A 15,857-nucleotide genomic window follows, 5' to 3' on the forward strand; every position below is an offset into this window, starting at 1 on the left:
GTCATGACAATGCCAACGCCACTGTGCCCGTACCGCATGCAGGTGCATCATATTCATCAGGAAACGTCGGATGTCTGGACGCTGTCGCTGATCAATCACGACTTTTATCCTTACAAGGCCGGGCAATATGCGCTGGTGAGTATTCGTGATAGCGATGAAACGCTACGGGCTTACACCATTTCATCCACGCCAGGACTCAGCTCATTCGTCACGCTGACTATCCGCCGTATCGAAAATGGCGTTGGTTCGCAATGGCTGACCCTGGATGTAAAACCTGGCGACTACCTGTGGCTGTCAGAAGGACAAGGGGAATTTACCTGCGAAAACCTGCCGACAGACCACTATCTGTTGATGGCTGCTGGTTGTGGCGTAACGCCAATTATGTCGATGCGCCGCTGGCTGGCAAAGCACCGTCCACAAGCCGACGTGCAGGTTATTTATAACGTTCGAACGCCCGAAGATGTGATTTTTGCCGATGAATGGCGTGATTACCCGGTGACACTGGTGGCCGAGAATAACGCGACGCACGGTTTCATTTCCGGGCGCATCACTCGCGAAATTCTGGCTTGCGTGCCGGATATTACCTCGCGCACCGTCATGACCTGCGGCCCTGCTCCGTATATGGAATGGGTGGAAAAAGAAGTTCAGGCATTGGGCGTGAGCGCGTTTTATGCGGAGAAATTCTTTACGCCGGTCGCCGCACCTGTCGAAAGTGGATTGAAGTTCACGACGCTAAAACCGCTGCGCGAGTTCTACGCGCCGGTGGGCAGCTCGCTGCTGGCGGCAATGGAAAGCAATAAAGTGCAAGTGAATGCAGCTTGTCGTGCTGGTGTGTGCGGCAGCTGTAAAACCAAAGTTGAGTCCGGTGATTACATCGTCAGCAGCACCATGACATTGACCGACGCAGAAGTTGCCAACGGTTATGTGCTGGCTTGTTGCTGCCACCCGCAAGGGGACTTAGTTCTCGCTTGATCCACTCATGCCACTCAGACTCTGAGTGGCACTTTCTGCCCAGCCTCTTCTGTTTCCTTGACTAAGCTTGTTTACGTTAACTGAATCGTGACAAGGAGAACCAATGAAACAGACCGTAGCAGCTTACCTGGCAAAAACACTTGAAAGTGCAGGTGTAAAACGAATCTGGGGCGTCACGGGCGACTCCCTCAACGGACTAAGCGACAGTCTGAACCGCATGGGCACTATTCAATGGATGCCGACACGCCATGAAGAAGTCGCCGCTTTTGCCGCAGGCGCAGAAGCTCATCTATCAGGTGAACTGGCGGTGTGTGCGGGTTCCTGTGGCCCCGGTAATCTGCATTTAATCAATGGCCTGTTCGACTGCCATCGAAATCGCGTTCCGGTACTGGCTATTGCGGCGCATATTCCATCAAGCGAAATTGGTAGTGGCTATTTCCAGGAAACCCACCCCGAAGAGTTATTCCGCGAATGCAGTCATTATTGCGAGCTAGTGTCATCCCCGGAACAAATTCCACAGGTACTGGCGATTGCGATGCGCAAAGCGGTATTGAACCGTGGCGTTTCGGTCGTGGTTTTACCCGGCGATGTGGCGCTTAAACCTGCCCCGGAAACCGCCAGTACCCACTGGTACCCGGCACCGCAGCCGATTATTGTGCCACCACATGACGAACTCAAAAAACTGGCACAGCTGCTGCGTTATAACGACAACATCGCGCTGATGTGCGGCAGCGGTTGTGCGGGTGCGCATGAAGAACTGGTGCAGTTTGCGGCCACGCTTAAAGCGCCGATTGTTCACGCGCTGCGTGGCAAAGAACACGTTGAATACGATAACCCTTACGATGTTGGCATGACCGGGCTAATCGGTTTTTCGTCAGGTTTCCATACCATGATGAACGCCGACACGCTGATCCTGCTCGGTACCCAATTCCCCTATCGCGCCTTCTACCCGACCGATGCAAAAATCATTCAGATTGATATCAACCCCGGCAGTATCGGCGCGCACAGTAAAGTGGATATGGCGCTGGTCGGCGATATTAAAGCCACCCTTGCGGCACTCATTCCGCTACTGGAAGAAAAAACCGACCGCAGTTTCCTTGATAAAGCGCTGGATAATTATCGCGAAGCGCGTGAAAGCCTCGATGAACTGGCTCAACCCGGTGACGGCAATGTCATCCATCCCCAATATGTCGCGCAGCAAATCAGCCGGTACGCTGATGAAGATGCCATTTTCACCTGCGATGTCGGCACACCCACCGTGTGGGCTGCGCGATATCTGAAAATGAACGGTAAACGCCGCCTGATTGGTTCGTTTACCCACGGTTCAATGGCGAACGCCATGCCACAAGCGCTGGGCGCAAAAGCGACGGCACCCGACCGGCAAGTTATCGCCATGTGCGGCGATGGCGGTTTCAGCATGTTGATGGGGGATTTTCTCTCGGTAGTGCAGATGAAACTGCCCATCAAAATTGTGGTGTTTAACAATAGCGTGCTGGGTTTTGTGGCAATGGAAATGAAAGCTGGCGGTTACCTGACAGACGGCACGGAACTTCACGATACTAACTTTGCCAATATCGCCAATGCCTGCGGAATCACTGGTATTCGGGTGGAAAAAGCCGCCGATCTCGACAACGCCCTGCAACGCGCTTTAAGTATTGATGGCCCGGTGTTGGTGGATGTCGTGGTGGCGAAAGATGAGCTGGCGATTCCACCGCAAATCAAACTTGAACAGGCCAAAGGGTTCAGTCTGTATATGCTGCGCGCCATCATCAGCGGGCGTGGGGATGAAGTTATCGAACTGGCGAAAACGAACTGGTTCCGGTAAAAGTAAGGATAATTTTGAATAATAATAAGGATCCACCGTGATTGACTTGCGCAGCGACACCGTAACCCGCCCGAGCGAAGAAATGCTCAAACGCATGATGGCAGCACCCACTGGCGATGACGTCTACGGTGATGACCCAACGGTCAACGAACTACAAGATTACGTCGCCAAACTTAGCGGCAAAGAAGCCGCACTTTTTCTGCCAACCGGCACTCAGGCAAACCTGGTGGCGCTGCTAAGCCATTGCGAACGTGGTGAAGAGTATATTGTTGGGCAACTTGCGCACAATTATCTCTACGAAGCCGGTGGTGCTGCGGTTTTAGGCAGTATTCAGCCGCAGCCTATTGATGCCAACCCGGACGGTTCGCTGCCGCTTGATAAAGTGGCCGCGAAAATCAAACCTGACGATATCCACTTTGCGCGCACCAAATTGCTTAGCCTCGAAAACACCCATAACGGCAAAGTTTTGCCGCGTGAGTATTTGAAGCAGGCCTGGGAATTTAGCCGCAATCACAACCTGGCTTTGCACGTTGACGGTGCGCGTATCTTTAACGCCGTGGTGGAATATGGCTGCACGCTTGAAGAAGTGGTGCGCTATTGCGACACCTTCACGATTTGCCTCTCTAAAGGTCTGGGAACACCGGTTGGTTCGCTGTTAGTCGGCAGCCATGAGTACATTAAGCGTGCGACGCGCTGGCGTAAAATGGTCGGTGGCGGCATGCGTCAGGCTGGAATTCTGGCGGCAGCGGGTTTATACGCGCTGGAGAATAACGTGCAGCGCCTGAAAGAGGATCACGACAACGCCCATTGGCTGGCAGGCGAGTTGCGTGAAATCGGTGTTGATGTCTCTCGTCAGGATACCAATATGGTGTTTGTACGCGTGCCGGTTGAACAAGCAGAAAGCCTCGGTAAATTCATGAAAGAACGCGGTGTTTTGATGAGTGCAGGCCCGGTAACTCGGCTGGTGATTCACCTTGATGTGAACCGTGATCAGTTGGCCGAAGTGGTTTCTCACTGGCAGACTTTTTTACAACGCTAAACAGAGGTCACGGACGATGACACAGCCACAAAACATTCTGGTGCTCGGTGCTAGCGGCTACATAGGCCAACATCTGGTGCCAAAGCTTGCCGCTGCCGGGCATCATGTTACTGCTGCGGCAAGACGTGTCGAGTGGCTGGAGAAACAACCCTGGCCGGGGGTCGTTTGTCGCCATGTCGATTTACAGTGGCCAGGAACGCTTCCCGCACTTCTGGAAAACATCGATACCCTTTACTACCTGGTACATAGCATGGGCGACGGTGCTGATTTTGTTGCCCATGAACGCCAGACTGCGCTCAATTTGCGTGATGCACTACGAGAACATCCGGTAAAACAGCTTATCTTTCTGAGTTCACTGCAGGCTGCCGAAGGTGACGGTGATTCCGCACACCTTCGTGCTCGCCAGCTCACCGCCGATATTCTGCGTGATGCAGGAGTTCCGGTAACTGAAGTTCGGGCTGGCATTATTGTTGGCGCAGGTTCTGCCGCCTTCGAAGTCATGCGCGATATGGTTTATAACCTACCGGTACTCACGCCCCCACGCTGGGTACGCTCACGCACCACACCAATCGCACTCGTAAACTTGCTGCATTATTTAACTGAACTGCTCAATCATCCATCACAGGAAAATCGTGTTTTCGAAGCCGCGGGTCCGGAAGTACTGAGCTATCAGCAGCAGTTCGAGCGCTTTATGGCAATTAGCGGTAAACATCGCCCACTTATCCCTATTCCGTTACCCACCAGTTGGATCTCAGTGTGGTTCCTCAACATGATCACCTCTGTGCCGCCGACGATCGCTAAGGCACTGATCCAGGGGCTGAAACACGATCTTCTGGCCGACGATCGTGAACTTCGCGCGTTGATCCCGCAAAAGCTACTTACCTTTGATGATGCCGTTCGTGCAACGCTTGAAGATGAACACAAACTCGCTAACTCGCAGGACTGGGGTTATGACGCCCAGGCATTTGCGCGTTGGCGACCAGATTACGGTTACTTCCCCAAGCAAGCGGGCTGCACGCTAAAAACAAGCTCTGAGTTGGCAGATTTGTGGCAAGTAGTTAATCAGATAGGTGGAAAAGAGGGGTATTTCTTCGGCAACGCTCTGTGGAAAACGCGCGGCTATATGGACCTGCTGGTGGGCCACAGGCTGGCAAAGGGTCGCCCTGAGCGGCCAATGCTTGAAGTAGGCGACCATGTAGATAGCTGGAAAGTGATTATTGTTGAGCCACAAAAAGAGCTTACATTGCTGTTTGGTATGAAAGCGCCAGGACTTGGGCGGCTTTCCTTCACGCTGCGTGACCACGGTAAGTATCGAACTCTGGATGTTCGTGCCTGGTGGCACCCCCATGGAACCGCAGGTTTGTTCTACTGGTTGATAATGATCCCCGCTCATCTGTTCATTTTTCGGGGTATGGCCCGCCGGATTTGCCAGGTTTCCGAACAATTGTCAGAGAAACATCGTTAACTCCTCCTAATCTTTGGCTTTCCCCATTGCAAGCGCTGCCATTTCACGGAAAAATGCGCAGCGTAAATCTCAATTATCATGAGTTGGTTCACATGAAGGTACTGGTAACGGGCGCCACCAGCGGTTTAGGCCGAAACGCGGTCGAATTTCTTCGCGCAAAAGGCATCAGCGTCCGGGCAACTGGTCGTAATGAGGCCATGGGCAAACTGCTGGAAAAAATGGGTGCAGAGTTTGTTCATGCAGACCTAACCGATCTGGTTTCTTCGCAAGCCAAATTGATGCTGGCCGATGTCGATACGCTTTGGCACTGTTCAAGCTTTACTTCTCCGTGGGGAACGCAGGAAGCATTCGATCTCGCCAATGTCCGCGCCACTCGCCGTTTAGGTGAATGGGCCGTTGCCTGGGGCGTGCGCAACTTCGTGCATATCTCCTCGCCGTCGCTCTATTTTGATTACCATCACCATCGCAATATCAGCGAAGAGTTTCGTCCGGTGCGTTTTGCTAACGAATTTGCGCGCAGCAAAGCCGCCAGCGAAGAAGTGATTCAACTGTTAGCGCAGTCAAACCCCCATACACGTTTCACGATTCTGCGCCCGCAAAGCTTATTTGGCCCGCATGATAAAGTCTTTTTCCCACGCCTGGTGCAGATGATGCGCCACTACGGCAGCGTACTGTTGCCACGCGGCGGCGAAGCGATGGTTGATATGACGTATATCGAAAATGCGGTGCATGCGATGTGGCTTGCCACGCAGTGCGAAACGCAACCGTCAGGCAGGGCGTACAACATCACGAATATGGAAGCTCGCCCGCTACGCGTTATCGTGCAGAAACTGATTGATGAGTTAGAGATTAAGTGCCGGATTCGTTCTGTGCCCTACCCTATGCTGGATGTCATTGCCCGCAGCATGGAGCGTCTGGGTAGCAAGTCAGCAAAAGAACCGGTGCTGACTCACTACGGTGTGTCGAAGCTGAATTTTGATTTAACGCTGGATACGAGTCGAGCTGAAACCGAACTCGGCTATAAACCGATTGTCACCCTTGATGAAGGTATTCGTCGTACGGCGCTTTGGTTACGTGACCACGGTACGCTGCACCGCTAGATCCACCATTCTTCGAGTTGCTGCCAGGGACTAACCCTGGCCGTATTTCTCGAGCAACGCTTGTGCAATGGATTCAGTTTGCGCATCCGGCAGGCCCGAATATTCTTTTGGCCGGAAGTGCATCTGGAAAGCCTGAATCACTCTTTTTTGTTGTTCCGACGACATTTCAGGCGTCACCTGATAACCATAACGCGATAGCAAATCGAGTAAACCTCGCTTATCCACAGGCTGGTATGGTCCACGGCCATTCAGATAAAAGGCCACTCTGTTAGCATCTGGCCAGGCACCTACACCCTGCTGCGCCAGTTCTTGCCACGGGAATAGTGGGCCAGGATCAACTTTACGCTGCGGGGCAATATCCGCATGTGCGACCACGTTTTGCGGTTGGATTTGATAACGAGCGATAATCACTTTCGCCAATCTCTCCAGCGCCGAGATCTGCGCCGGGTTGAACGGATAAAACTGCTTTACGCGGCCCTGGCGCGTAAAACCTTTATTCTCCAGTTCAATACCAATCGACGTGTCATTAATCCGCGTCGCGCCACGCCAGAAACTCACCCCGGCATGCCAGGCTAACTCACTTTCAGGCACCAGTTGCCAGATAACCGGTTTGCCGCCGGAGGTGGGTGGTGTATCGGGGATCAAGTAGTGGGAACTGACATTTTGGTCAGTCAAAGTGGATAACGAACCGGCAAAATCATCTGCCGTATAGTGAATAACCAACACTTTCACACGTGGATAGGCAGCCCGTGCAGTGTGGCTGGTGTCGACTTTAAAATCGCCTTTGTCGACAACGGTTTTTTCAGCAACTTCAGGCTTGCTGGCACACCCCGCGAGCAAAAGCGCGATTAAAAATGCGGCTAGGCAACCTTTCATCGACTCGTTTTCACCGCAGTGCCGGTGACGCTTACCATCAACATGCTGCCATCTTTGCCCACTGTTTCGTAGTCGATATCAATACCCACCACGGCGTTAGCTCCCAGGCTTTCTGCCTGCTCCTGCAATTCTCTAAACGCTATCTCACGCGCTTTGCGCAACTCTTTTTCGTAAGCACCGGAACGGCCACCGACGATATCGCGCACGCCAGCAAAAAAATCACGGAAAATATTGGCACCCAGAATCGCTTCCCCAGTCACCACGCCACAATATTCCGTGATGCTCTGCCCTTCAAGCGTAGGGGTTGTTGTAAATTGCATAAGCTTCTCCTCTCTTTGTATCAACATCTTAGCGCATAAACCCGCCACGCATTTTGACAGCGATACGCTATGCTAAGTTAGTCCTCCTGAGAAGATAAGGAAATAAAAATGCGCAGCTCAGTTTTGGTTCTTCTTCCGTGCGCGATGTTACTCACGGCCTGTACCACCAGCGTCACTCCCGCTTTTAAAGATATTGGCACCCGCAGCGGCCCTTGTATTGATGGTGGCCCGGATAGCGTGGCGCAACAGTTTTACGATTACCAAATTAGCCATAAAACCCAGGGCAGCAGCGCGATTACCGGCTTACGTCCTTATATGAGTGACGCGTTGGCACAACAAATGCAAAAAGCCAGCGCCTCACCGAACGCGCAGAATGAGTTTATGCGAAGCAATATGTTCACCAGCAATGCCGATGGCGCAGACAGTGCCGAAGTTGCCTCCGCATCAACCATTCTTAATACTGATGCACGTAATATTCCGCTGCGTGTAAAACTCACGAAAGGCAGTCAAAGCTGGCAAGACGAAGTGCTGATGATTCGTGAGGGTCAATGTTGGGCAGTTGATGATGTGCGTTACTTAGGCGAGAACAGCCATGCGCCTTCAGGCAGTCTGCGTCAGGCGATAGAAACAAACTAATATTTACATTCACCATCAGGCGGGAAAGGTAACCCTTGTAAATAGTCTGGAATTTTTGCATAACTCCGACATTTATTCTTGCCTCCCTCCCGCCTCGCTATATTGTGCTACCTTTAATGCATGGGAGTAGTTATTTTTAGGTTTTAACGCACAAAGATTGCATAACTATTCTGTTAAAGGTACCCTTTGCGGCTTCAATTGCTATTCAACTTATGCGCATGAGTATTCAACTAAACGGCATTAATTGTTTTTATGGCGCTCATCAGGCGCTGTTCGATATCACCCTTAGTTGCCCACAGGGCGAAACGCTGGTGCTGCTTGGTCCAAGTGGCGCAGGTAAAAGCTCGCTTCTGCGCGTACTCAATTTGCTTGAGATGCCGCGCTCTGGGCAACTCACCATTGCAGACAACCATTTTGACTTTGCAAAAGCGCCTGGCGATAAAGCCATTCGCGAATTACGTCGCAACGTTGGCATGGTGTTCCAGCAATATAATCTTTGGCCTCATCTCACTGTGTTGCAAAACCTGATGGAAGCGCCTTGTCGTGTCCTGGGTATCAGCAAAGATGAAGCACGCCTTCGTGCCGACAAACTGCTTGAGCGTTTACGCCTGAAACCTTATCAGGACCGTTTCCCGCTCCACCTTTCTGGTGGTCAGCAGCAGCGTGTCGCGATTGCACGAGCATTGATGATGGAACCACAGATTCTGCTGTTTGATGAACCGACCGCAGCACTGGACCCGGAAATCACCGCACAAATCGTCAGCATTATTCGTGAGTTGGCTGAAACCAACATCACTCAGGTCATCGTTACCCACGAAGTGGAAGTTGCGCGTAAAACCGCAAGTCGCGTGGTGTATATGGAAAATGGCCACATCGTCGAACAAGGTGATGCGAGTTGCTTCGCAAAACCACAGACCGAAGCGTTTAAATTCTATCTGTCACACTGATGTATCCGGGAAAATAACCATGAAAAAAGTTCTGCTTGCCACATTATTAGCCAGCCTGAGCCTTTCCGCGACGGCTGCACAAACTATTCGTTTCGCAACGGAAGCTTCTTACCCTCCGTTTGAATCTATGGATGCCAGCAACAAGATCGTTGGTTTTGATGTCGATTTGGCTAATGCGCTGTGTAAAGAGATTGATGCTACTTGCACATTCTCCAACCAGTCTTTTGATAGCCTGATCCCAAGCCTGAAATTCCGTCGTATCGACGCAATCATGGCGGGTATGGACATCACTCCTGAGCGTGAAAAACAAGTTCTGTTCAGCAACCCTTACTACGATAACTCAGCTCTGTTTGTCGGTCAGAAAGGCAAAGTGGCTGATATCGCTGCCCTTAAAGGCAAGAAAGTTGGCGTGCAGAACGGTACTACGCACCAGAAATTCATCATGGATAAACATCCAGAAATCACCGTAGTTCCTTACGATAGCTACCAGAACGCGAAGCTGGACCTACAGAATGGTCGTATCGATGCGGTATTTGGTGATACAGCTGTGGTGACTGAGTGGCTGAAAGCAGAACCTAAACTGGCCGCTATTGGCGACAAAGTGACAGACAAAGGCTACTTCGGTACCGGTTTGGGCATCGCGGTTCGTCAGGGCAACACTGATTTGCAGGCGAAGTTCAATACCGCGCTGGAAAAAGTGAAGAAAGATGGTACATACCAGACCATCTACGAAAAATGGTTCCAGAAGTAATCTGAATGAACGAAATGTTTCCTTTAGCGAGCGCCGCCGGGATGACCGTCGGCCTTGCCGTTTGTGCGCTGATCATCGGCCTGGCTATGGCGATGATTTTTGCCGTATGGGAGTCTGCGAAATGGCGTCCGATAGCTTGGCTGGGTTCAGCTTTGGTTACGGTGCTACGCGGTCTGCCTGAAATCCTGGTGGTGCTGTTTATTTATTTCGGCTCCTCCCAGTTATTGCTGATTCTCTCAGATGGTTTTGTCCTCAACCTCGGTTTTGCACAAATTCCTATCCAATTGCAGATTGAGAATTTCGATGTCAGCCCGTTCCTGTGCGGCGTCATTGCCCTTTCCCTGCTCTACTCGGCTTACGCCTCACAAACTTTGCGTGGCGCACTTAAAGCCGTGCCAGTTGGGCAATGGGAGTCTGGCCAGGCATTAGGCATGTCGAAGGCGGCCATTTTCTTCCGCCTGGTGATGCCGCAAATGTGGCGCCATGCGCTGCCAGGTTTAGGTAATCAGTGGTTGGTATTGCTCAAAGATACCGCGTTGGTATCGCTGATAAGCGTTAACGATTTGATGCTACAGACCAAGAGTATTGCCACTCGTACTCAGGAGCCGTTTACCTGGTATGTGGTTGCCGCCGCGATCTACCTCGTGATCACCCTCATAAGCCAGTATGTTCTCAAACGTATTGACCTGAGAGCGACGCGTTTTGAACGGAGACCCGGCTGATGCTCGAGTATTTACCGGAGCTGTTTAAAGGCCTGCATACCAGTCTGACACTCACCGCGGCATCTATTGTGGTCGCGTTGGTTTTATCGCTGCTTTTCACCATCGTTTTGACGCTGAAAACACCGGTACTGGTTTACATTGTGCGTGCCTATATCACTCTCTTTACCGGTACGCCTTTGCTGGTGCAAATCTTCCTGATTTACTACGGCCCGGGTCAGTTCCCGTCCATTCAGAACTACCCTGTTCTGTGGCATCTGCTTTCTGAGCCATGGCTATGTGCGTTGATTGCGCTGTCGTTAAACAGTGCGGCATACACTACTCAACTGTTTTACGGAGCAATCCGTGCCATTCCTGAAGGCCAGTGGCAGTCATGCGGTGCATTAGGGATGAGTAAGAAAGATACGCTCGCCATTTTGCTTCCTTATGCATTTAAACGCGCACTTTCTTCTTATTCGAATGAAGTGGTTCTGGTGTTTAAAAGTACCTCACTGGCGTACACCATTACGCTGATGGAAGTGATGGGCCATGGGCAACTGCTATATGGTCGCACTTACGATGTGATGGTGTTCGGGGCTGCGGGCTTGGTTTATCTGGTGGTTAACGGACTATTAACGTTGTTGATGCGTGTGATAGAACGCCGTGCGCTGGCATTTGAACGCCGTAACTAAAACGTAAAAATCAGTCGAATCAGGCGGGGACTTCCCCGCCTTTTTTACGCCCGTATAAATATAATTATACATTTTTATTGCATATAAATTCACTTGGTGGCATGCTTTTTTGACGCCGAGAAACGGCGAATACAATAAAACATGACAGACGGGAGCAACACACATGAAGAAGTTTATTTTGGCCGCAATGTTCGCTACAGCCGCATTCAACGTGGCTGCCGCAGACAAAATCAACTTTGGTTCTTCGGCCACTTATCCGCCATTTGAATCACTTGATGCCAACAATCAGATTGTCGGTTTCGATATCGATTTGGCTAAAGCTTTATGCAAACAAATGCAGGCAGAATGCACCTTCACTAACCATGCATTTGACAGTTTGATTCCGTCGCTGAAATTCCGTAAATATGACGCGGTAATTTCAGGTATGGATATTACGCCTGAGCGTAGCAAACAAGTTTCTTTCACCACGCCGTACTACGCTAATTCAGCCGTCGCCATTGCCAAAAAAGGTGCATTCAAATCCTTTGAAGAGCTTAAAGGCAAACGTATTGGTATGGAAAATGGGACCACGCACCAAAAATATCTCCAGGACAAACATCCGGAAATTAAAACCGTCTCTTACGATAGCTACCAGAATGCGATTATTGACCTTAAAAACGGCCGTATTGATGGGGTATTTGGTGACACTGCAGTGGTAAACGAGTGGCTGAAAACAAACCCGCAATTAGGCACAGTTGGCGAGCATGTTACTGATGCAGAATACTTTGGCACAGGTTTGGGTATTGCTGTACGCCCTGACAACCAGGCTTTGTTGACCAAATTGAATACCGCGCTGGCAGCGATTAAAGCTGACGGGACTTATCAGAAGATTAGCGATCAGTGGTTCCCGCAGTAATTATTGCCCTCACCCTGCCCTCTCCCACAGGAGAGGGAGATACCAGACAGTTCCCTCTCCCTGGGGAGAGGGTTAGGGTGAGGGGAAAACTACCCGCGCACCAGCAACGTCAAAACCTCGTAATGCGCCGTGTGCGGGAACATATCGAATAACTGCACGCGCTCTACACGATAACCCGCCAGTGACGAGATATCTTGCGCCATGGTCTGCGCATTACAACTTGAATAGATAATGTATTTCGGGGCCATGTTATTGAGGAAATAACACAGCGCCTGACCGATACCGCGCCTTGGCGGGTTCACTAAGACCAGGTCAGGAGTATCTTGCTGCTCGGTGGCAAATTTCGTTGAATCCAGCGCCTGAAAATGAATATCCGTTAACCCGAGTTTTTCCGCCGACTGGCGCGCACAAGCAATCGCTTCTGGCGCAATTTCAATACCCGTTAGTTTCATATCCGGCGTGGCGCAATGCAGGCCAAACCCGCCTACTCCACAGAACAAATCCCACATATGTTTGACTGGCAATTCGCGCACCCAGTCACGTGCAGTTGCATACAATGAAGCAGCAACGGCCGGGTTGGTCTGGAAGAAGCTTTGCGGACGGATAAACAGCGGCACGCCGTTGAATTGTTCTTCCAGCGCCTGCTGCTCAGTAAATGGGATCTCCTGCTCGCCTTCCAGAATCGCCATATGCACTGGCTGGATATTGGCAGAAATCACTTTGAGCTGCGGAAGCTGCTGTTGTAACCAGGGTATCGCTGCACGCAGTTGTTCCAGCTTAGCTTCTGATCGCAGAACAAAACGCAGCATCATGCCACCATCTATTTGGCTTTCAGTCAGCAACAGGTATTTCAACTCGCCACGTTTGCGCGACACGTTATAAGGCGTCAAGCCAGCACGGGCGATAAAAGGCTTCAGTACGGCAAACACCGTCTGGAATGAAGCAGGATAAAGCGGGCACTCGGTTAAATCTTCCGGTGTTCCATCGCGATGCAGCATCCCCAGCAAGGGTTTTTCTACGCTGCCGCTGACCACCATTTTGGCTTTATTGCGAAATGCCTGTTCAGGGCCACTCATCGGCTCACGCCAGTCATGCACCACAATACCCTCCAGCAGGTGCTGAAGTTCGTTCATTTTGGCGGTGAGCTGTTCGGAAATCGGCTGTTCAATCCACTGACAAGAGCGGCAGCGATTTGCCTGATAGAGCGCGCAATGCATAATTAAGTCCTGGAAACCGGGGGCACAGATTGTAGCACTACGCGGTTATTGAAGTTTAAAAAAAGCCGGCTCCGCGTGGGGATAAACAGCAGAAATAGCACTAACAGGTCGGGAAGTTTTTGCGTCATCAACGAACGGAATATTTCACGCTTTGATTCACCAGGGATACTGAATAGCTCGGGGTACCCCCAACCAAGCGACGCCGACCACAGATATCCAACTGCAATAACTTGCGTGGCAAGAAATACCCAGCGTCCCCAATTACGCCCTTTCATAATGACAAACGCACAACGTAATTCGATACACAGCATCACCAGACTGCCGAGAAAAATCAGCGTCAAGTTCCACGTTTGCACACTGCGGTGAACAAAATCAATAACGCCATGAACCCCGAGCATGTTGAAAAGCAACATAAGATCGAGCACACGCGTTGAAAGAATAGCAATTGCCGCCACCAGCACTAAAGTGGGAGCGTTCAATTTAGCTTGTGTTTGACTTCGTTTCCTGAAAATTTCCGCAAACCTCGTGTTCCATACGACATAGTGCCGCGTCTGACGCGGCACTATGGGAATTATCGCTGCAGATTTTAAGTTGCAAGGGTGCTGGCTGCAACCCGAATTATCTAAGCTGTACGCCTTGCACGCTGGATATCACGCAGACGTTGCTTTTCTGCTCGAGCCATAAACCACCAGGCTATTAAACCAATAACCCCTACGACTCCCAAAATTATAGACGCCAATGCGTTAATTTCAGGATTCACTCCCATTCTTACGCTTGAGAATACCAGCATCGGTAAGGTTGTTGCCCCTGGCCCAGAAACAAAACTGGCAATAACCAAGTCATCAAGGGATAAAGTGAATGCCAACAACCAACCAGAGATAATCGCTGGAGCTATCATCGGAACGGTTATCACAAAGAAAACTTTCAGCGGTGTCGCCCCTAAATCCATCGCCGCTTCTTCGATAGAGTGGTCCAGCTCTCTTAAACGCGAGCTTATCACCACCGAGACATACGCGGTACAGAAGGTAACATGCGCAAGCCAGATGGTTAGCATGCCCCGATCGCTTGGCCAACCAATAGCGTGACCCAATGCCACAAACAGCAGCAGCAATGAAAGACCGGTGATGACATCAGGCATTACCAACGGTGCCGTGAGCATGAAAGCAAACCCCGTCGAGCCACGGAATTTACCAAAACGCACCATTACCACTGCCGCAATTGTTCCGAGAATAACCGCCGCCGTGGCCGCAGCCGCCGCAATGGTCAAACTAAGCCCAACGGCGCTCATCATTGCTGAGTCCTGGAACAACTCAACATACCAACGCGTTGACCATCCTGCCCATACCGTCACCAGTTTTGAGCTGTTGAATGAGTAGATCACAAGCATCAGCATCGGCGCGTAAAGGAAGGTGAAGCCGATCACCAAAATCAAAATGCGCCAGGGTGAGCGCACTACCGGTAAATTGTTCATGCGTGGTCCCCCGCCGTTTTATTCTGGTATTTGTGGAACCACATAATCGGCACAATCAGCAAGATAAGCATGGTGATCGCCACCGCTGACGCCACCGGCCAGTCGCGGTTATTGAAGAACTCCTGCCACAATACGCGACCAATCATGATGCTATCTGGCCCTCCGAGCAGTTCTGGGATAACAAACTCACCTACCGCCGGGATAAATACCAGCATCGAACCGGCAATAATGCCGCCTTTAGTCAGAGGTACGATGACGCTGAAGAACGTTTTCAACGGACGTGCGCCCAGATCCAAGGAGGCTTCCACTAATGAATAATCGAGTCGTGTCAGCGCGGTATAAATCGGCAATACCATAAATGGTAAGTAGGCATAAACGATACCGATGTAAACCGCCAGATTGGTATGCAGAATCACCAACGGTTGATCGATAACGCCTAACCACATCAACACATTGTTCAGGACACCGTTATTTTTCAGGATCCCCATCCATGCGTAAACGCGGATCAAGAACGATGTCCATGAAGGTAAAATAACCAGCAGCAACAGAATATTGCGGGTTGATGGCTTACTGTGGGCCACCGCCCATGCCAAAGGATAGCCCATTAGCAAACAACAAATGGTAGAAACACCTGCCATTTGCAGCGACTGCAAATAGGCTTCGGCATAGAGCGGATCGTCGGTTAACTGGAGATAGTTCGCCAGATTAAGTACGAAGGTTATCTGATCGTCAGCCCAGGTGATTAAGTCGGTATAGGGTGGAATTGAACGGGCTATTTCACCAAAGCTAATCTTGAAGACAATCAAGAATGGCAGCATAAACAACAAAATCAGCCAGAGATAAGGCAAAGCGATAACCAGCTTGCGGCCATGGCGCATCTGCATTTTCCCCAGCCACAATTTAAAACTGCTTGCCGGTGGCTCAGCCGGGCGTTCCGTGATCGTGCTCATTTC

The 15,857-nt window shown here is 50.9% G+C and carries 17 protein-coding genes; 11 read left to right on the forward strand and 6 right to left on the reverse strand.

Annotation, left to right across the window (positions count from 1 at the left end):
- Positions 1-3: 3 nt before the first annotated feature.
- The 5 genes from hcr (at position 4) to AC0IXI_RS16510 (ending at position 6,401) form a co-directional block, all read left to right on the forward strand.
- Positions 4-972 (forward strand): NADH oxidoreductase, encoded by a 969-nt coding sequence (gene hcr / locus AC0IXI_RS16490; RefSeq protein WP_471682797.1) that lies wholly within the window; start codon positions 4-6, stop codon positions 970-972.
- A 103-nt stretch (positions 973-1,075) separates the two neighbouring features.
- Positions 1,076-2,797 (forward strand): ubiquinone-dependent pyruvate dehydrogenase, encoded by a 1,722-nt coding sequence (gene poxB / locus AC0IXI_RS16495; protein WP_471682798.1) that lies wholly within the window; start codon positions 1,076-1,078, stop codon positions 2,795-2,797.
- A 37-nt stretch (positions 2,798-2,834) separates the two neighbouring features.
- Positions 2,835-3,836 (forward strand): low-specificity L-threonine aldolase, encoded by a 1,002-nt coding sequence (gene ltaE, locus AC0IXI_RS16500; RefSeq protein ID WP_424221604.1) that lies wholly within the window; start codon positions 2,835-2,837, stop codon positions 3,834-3,836.
- A 16-nt stretch (positions 3,837-3,852) separates the two neighbouring features.
- Entirely contained in the window at positions 3,853-5,301 is a 1,449-nt protein-coding gene (locus AC0IXI_RS16505; RefSeq protein WP_471682799.1) for an SDR family oxidoreductase, read from the forward strand.
- Between the two features lie 92 nt (positions 5,302-5,393).
- Complete coding sequence (locus AC0IXI_RS16510; protein ID WP_064517682.1) at positions 5,394-6,401, forward strand: NAD-dependent epimerase/dehydratase family protein; 1,008 nt, start codon at positions 5,394-5,396, stop codon at positions 6,399-6,401.
- Between the two features lie 30 nt (positions 6,402-6,431).
- On the opposite strand, the gene AC0IXI_RS16515 is transcribed toward AC0IXI_RS16510, so the two are convergent.
- Together AC0IXI_RS16515 and AC0IXI_RS16520 are read right to left on the reverse strand one after the other, a co-directional pair.
- On the reverse strand, positions 6,432-7,277 hold the full coding sequence (locus tag AC0IXI_RS16515) for an N-acetylmuramoyl-L-alanine amidase (protein ID WP_471682800.1): 846 nt from the start codon (positions 7,275-7,277) through the stop codon (positions 6,432-6,434).
- Positions 7,274-7,597, reverse strand: a complete 324-nt coding sequence (locus AC0IXI_RS16520; RefSeq protein ID WP_064517426.1) for a heavy metal-binding domain-containing protein — start codon at positions 7,595-7,597, stop codon at positions 7,274-7,276. The genes AC0IXI_RS16515 and AC0IXI_RS16520 overlap by 4 nt, the downstream gene beginning before the upstream one ends.
- 108 nt (positions 7,598-7,705) lie before the next feature.
- Here AC0IXI_RS16520 and AC0IXI_RS16525 point away from each other — a divergent pair, with 108 nt between their 5' ends.
- From AC0IXI_RS16525 to artJ, 6 genes are all read left to right on the forward strand, one after another.
- Positions 7,706-8,233: a lipoprotein gene (locus AC0IXI_RS16525; RefSeq protein ID WP_064517424.1), complete on the forward strand. Its 528-nt coding sequence runs from the start codon at positions 7,706-7,708 to the stop codon at positions 8,231-8,233.
- Positions 8,234-8,451: 218 nt separating this feature from the next.
- The gene (artP, locus tag AC0IXI_RS16530; RefSeq protein ID WP_064517680.1) at positions 8,452-9,180 is read left to right on the forward strand and encodes an arginine ABC transporter ATP-binding protein ArtP; all 729 of its coding nucleotides are present in this window, start codon (positions 8,452-8,454) and stop codon (positions 9,178-9,180) included.
- A 19-nt stretch (positions 9,181-9,199) separates the two neighbouring features.
- Positions 9,200-9,931: an arginine ABC transporter substrate-binding protein ArtI gene (artI, locus tag AC0IXI_RS16535; RefSeq protein ID WP_064517421.1), complete on the forward strand. Its 732-nt coding sequence runs from the start codon at positions 9,200-9,202 to the stop codon at positions 9,929-9,931.
- Between the two features lie 5 nt (positions 9,932-9,936).
- Positions 9,937-10,653 carry an arginine ABC transporter permease ArtQ gene (artQ, locus tag AC0IXI_RS16540; RefSeq protein WP_424221606.1) on the forward strand — a complete coding sequence of 239 codons (717 nt, stop codon included), beginning with the start codon at positions 9,937-9,939 and terminating at the stop codon, positions 10,651-10,653.
- Positions 10,653-11,321: an arginine ABC transporter permease ArtM gene (artM, locus tag AC0IXI_RS16545; RefSeq protein ID WP_064517414.1), complete on the forward strand. Its 669-nt coding sequence runs from the start codon at positions 10,653-10,655 to the stop codon at positions 11,319-11,321. Before artQ ends, artM begins: the two co-directional genes overlap by 1 nt.
- 163 nt (positions 11,322-11,484) lie before the next feature.
- Positions 11,485-12,216: an arginine ABC transporter substrate-binding protein ArtJ gene (artJ, locus tag AC0IXI_RS16550; protein WP_471682801.1), complete on the forward strand. Its 732-nt coding sequence runs from the start codon at positions 11,485-11,487 to the stop codon at positions 12,214-12,216.
- Positions 12,217-12,305: 89 nt separating this feature from the next.
- Here the strand turns inward: artJ and rlmC are convergent, their stop codons facing one another.
- The 4 genes from rlmC to potH all read right to left on the reverse strand — a co-directional run bounded on the left by rlmC (position 12,306) and on the right by potH (position 15,854).
- Positions 12,306-13,433 (reverse strand): 23S rRNA (uracil(747)-C(5))-methyltransferase RlmC, encoded by a 1,128-nt coding sequence (gene rlmC / locus AC0IXI_RS16555; RefSeq protein WP_471682802.1) that lies wholly within the window; start codon positions 13,431-13,433, stop codon positions 12,306-12,308.
- Positions 13,434-13,435: 2 nt separating this feature from the next.
- Positions 13,436-13,945 carry a YbjO family protein gene (locus tag AC0IXI_RS16560; protein ID WP_471683240.1) on the reverse strand — a complete coding sequence of 170 codons (510 nt, stop codon included), beginning with the start codon at positions 13,943-13,945 and terminating at the stop codon, positions 13,436-13,438.
- A gap of 110 nt (positions 13,946-14,055) precedes the next feature.
- On the reverse strand, positions 14,056-14,904 hold the full coding sequence (potI, locus tag AC0IXI_RS16565) for a putrescine ABC transporter permease PotI (protein WP_151992749.1): 849 nt from the start codon (positions 14,902-14,904) through the stop codon (positions 14,056-14,058).
- Positions 14,901-15,854, reverse strand: a complete 954-nt coding sequence (gene potH, locus AC0IXI_RS16570) for a putrescine ABC transporter permease PotH (protein WP_413497913.1) — start codon at positions 15,852-15,854, stop codon at positions 14,901-14,903. Before potH ends, potI begins: the two co-directional genes overlap by 4 nt.
- Positions 15,855-15,857: the final 3 nt, after the last annotated feature.

Source organism: Buttiauxella sp. AC038 (assembly GCF_979253565.1).

What these genes read in the sequence shown, in the direction of transcription:
- hcr (WP_471682797.1), top strand. Translation starts at nt 4, where the DNA reads ATGACAATGCCAACGCCACTGTGCCCGTACCGCATGCAGGTGCATCAT.
- poxB (WP_471682798.1), top strand. Translation starts at nt 1,076, where the DNA reads ATGAAACAGACCGTAGCAGCTTACCTGGCAAAAACACTTGAAAGTGCA.
- AC0IXI_RS16505 (WP_471682799.1), top strand. Translation starts at nt 3,853, where the DNA reads ATGACACAGCCACAAAACATTCTGGTGCTCGGTGCTAGCGGCTACATA.
- AC0IXI_RS16510 (WP_064517682.1), top strand. Translation starts at nt 5,394, where the DNA reads ATGAAGGTACTGGTAACGGGCGCCACCAGCGGTTTAGGCCGAAACGCG.
- AC0IXI_RS16515 (WP_471682800.1), bottom strand. Translation starts at nt 7,277, where the DNA reads ATGAAAGGTTGCCTAGCCGCATTTTTAATCGCGCTTTTGCTCGCGGGG.
- AC0IXI_RS16520 (WP_064517426.1), bottom strand. Translation starts at nt 7,597, where the DNA reads ATGCAATTTACAACAACCCCTACGCTTGAAGGGCAGAGCATCACGGAA.
- AC0IXI_RS16525 (WP_064517424.1), top strand. Translation starts at nt 7,706, where the DNA reads ATGCGCAGCTCAGTTTTGGTTCTTCTTCCGTGCGCGATGTTACTCACG.
- artP (WP_064517680.1), top strand. Translation starts at nt 8,452, where the DNA reads ATGAGTATTCAACTAAACGGCATTAATTGTTTTTATGGCGCTCATCAG.
- artI (WP_064517421.1), top strand. Translation starts at nt 9,200, where the DNA reads ATGAAAAAAGTTCTGCTTGCCACATTATTAGCCAGCCTGAGCCTTTCC.
- artQ (WP_424221606.1), top strand. Translation starts at nt 9,937, where the DNA reads ATGAACGAAATGTTTCCTTTAGCGAGCGCCGCCGGGATGACCGTCGGC.
- artM (WP_064517414.1), top strand. Translation starts at nt 10,653, where the DNA reads ATGCTCGAGTATTTACCGGAGCTGTTTAAAGGCCTGCATACCAGTCTG.
- artJ (WP_471682801.1), top strand. Translation starts at nt 11,485, where the DNA reads ATGAAGAAGTTTATTTTGGCCGCAATGTTCGCTACAGCCGCATTCAAC.
- rlmC (WP_471682802.1), bottom strand. Translation starts at nt 13,433, where the DNA reads ATGCATTGCGCGCTCTATCAGGCAAATCGCTGCCGCTCTTGTCAGTGG.
- potI (WP_151992749.1), bottom strand. Translation starts at nt 14,904, where the DNA reads ATGAACAATTTACCGGTAGTGCGCTCACCCTGGCGCATTTTGATTTTG.
- potH (WP_413497913.1), bottom strand. Translation starts at nt 15,854, where the DNA reads ATGAGCACGATCACGGAACGCCCGGCTGAGCCACCGGCAAGCAGTTTT.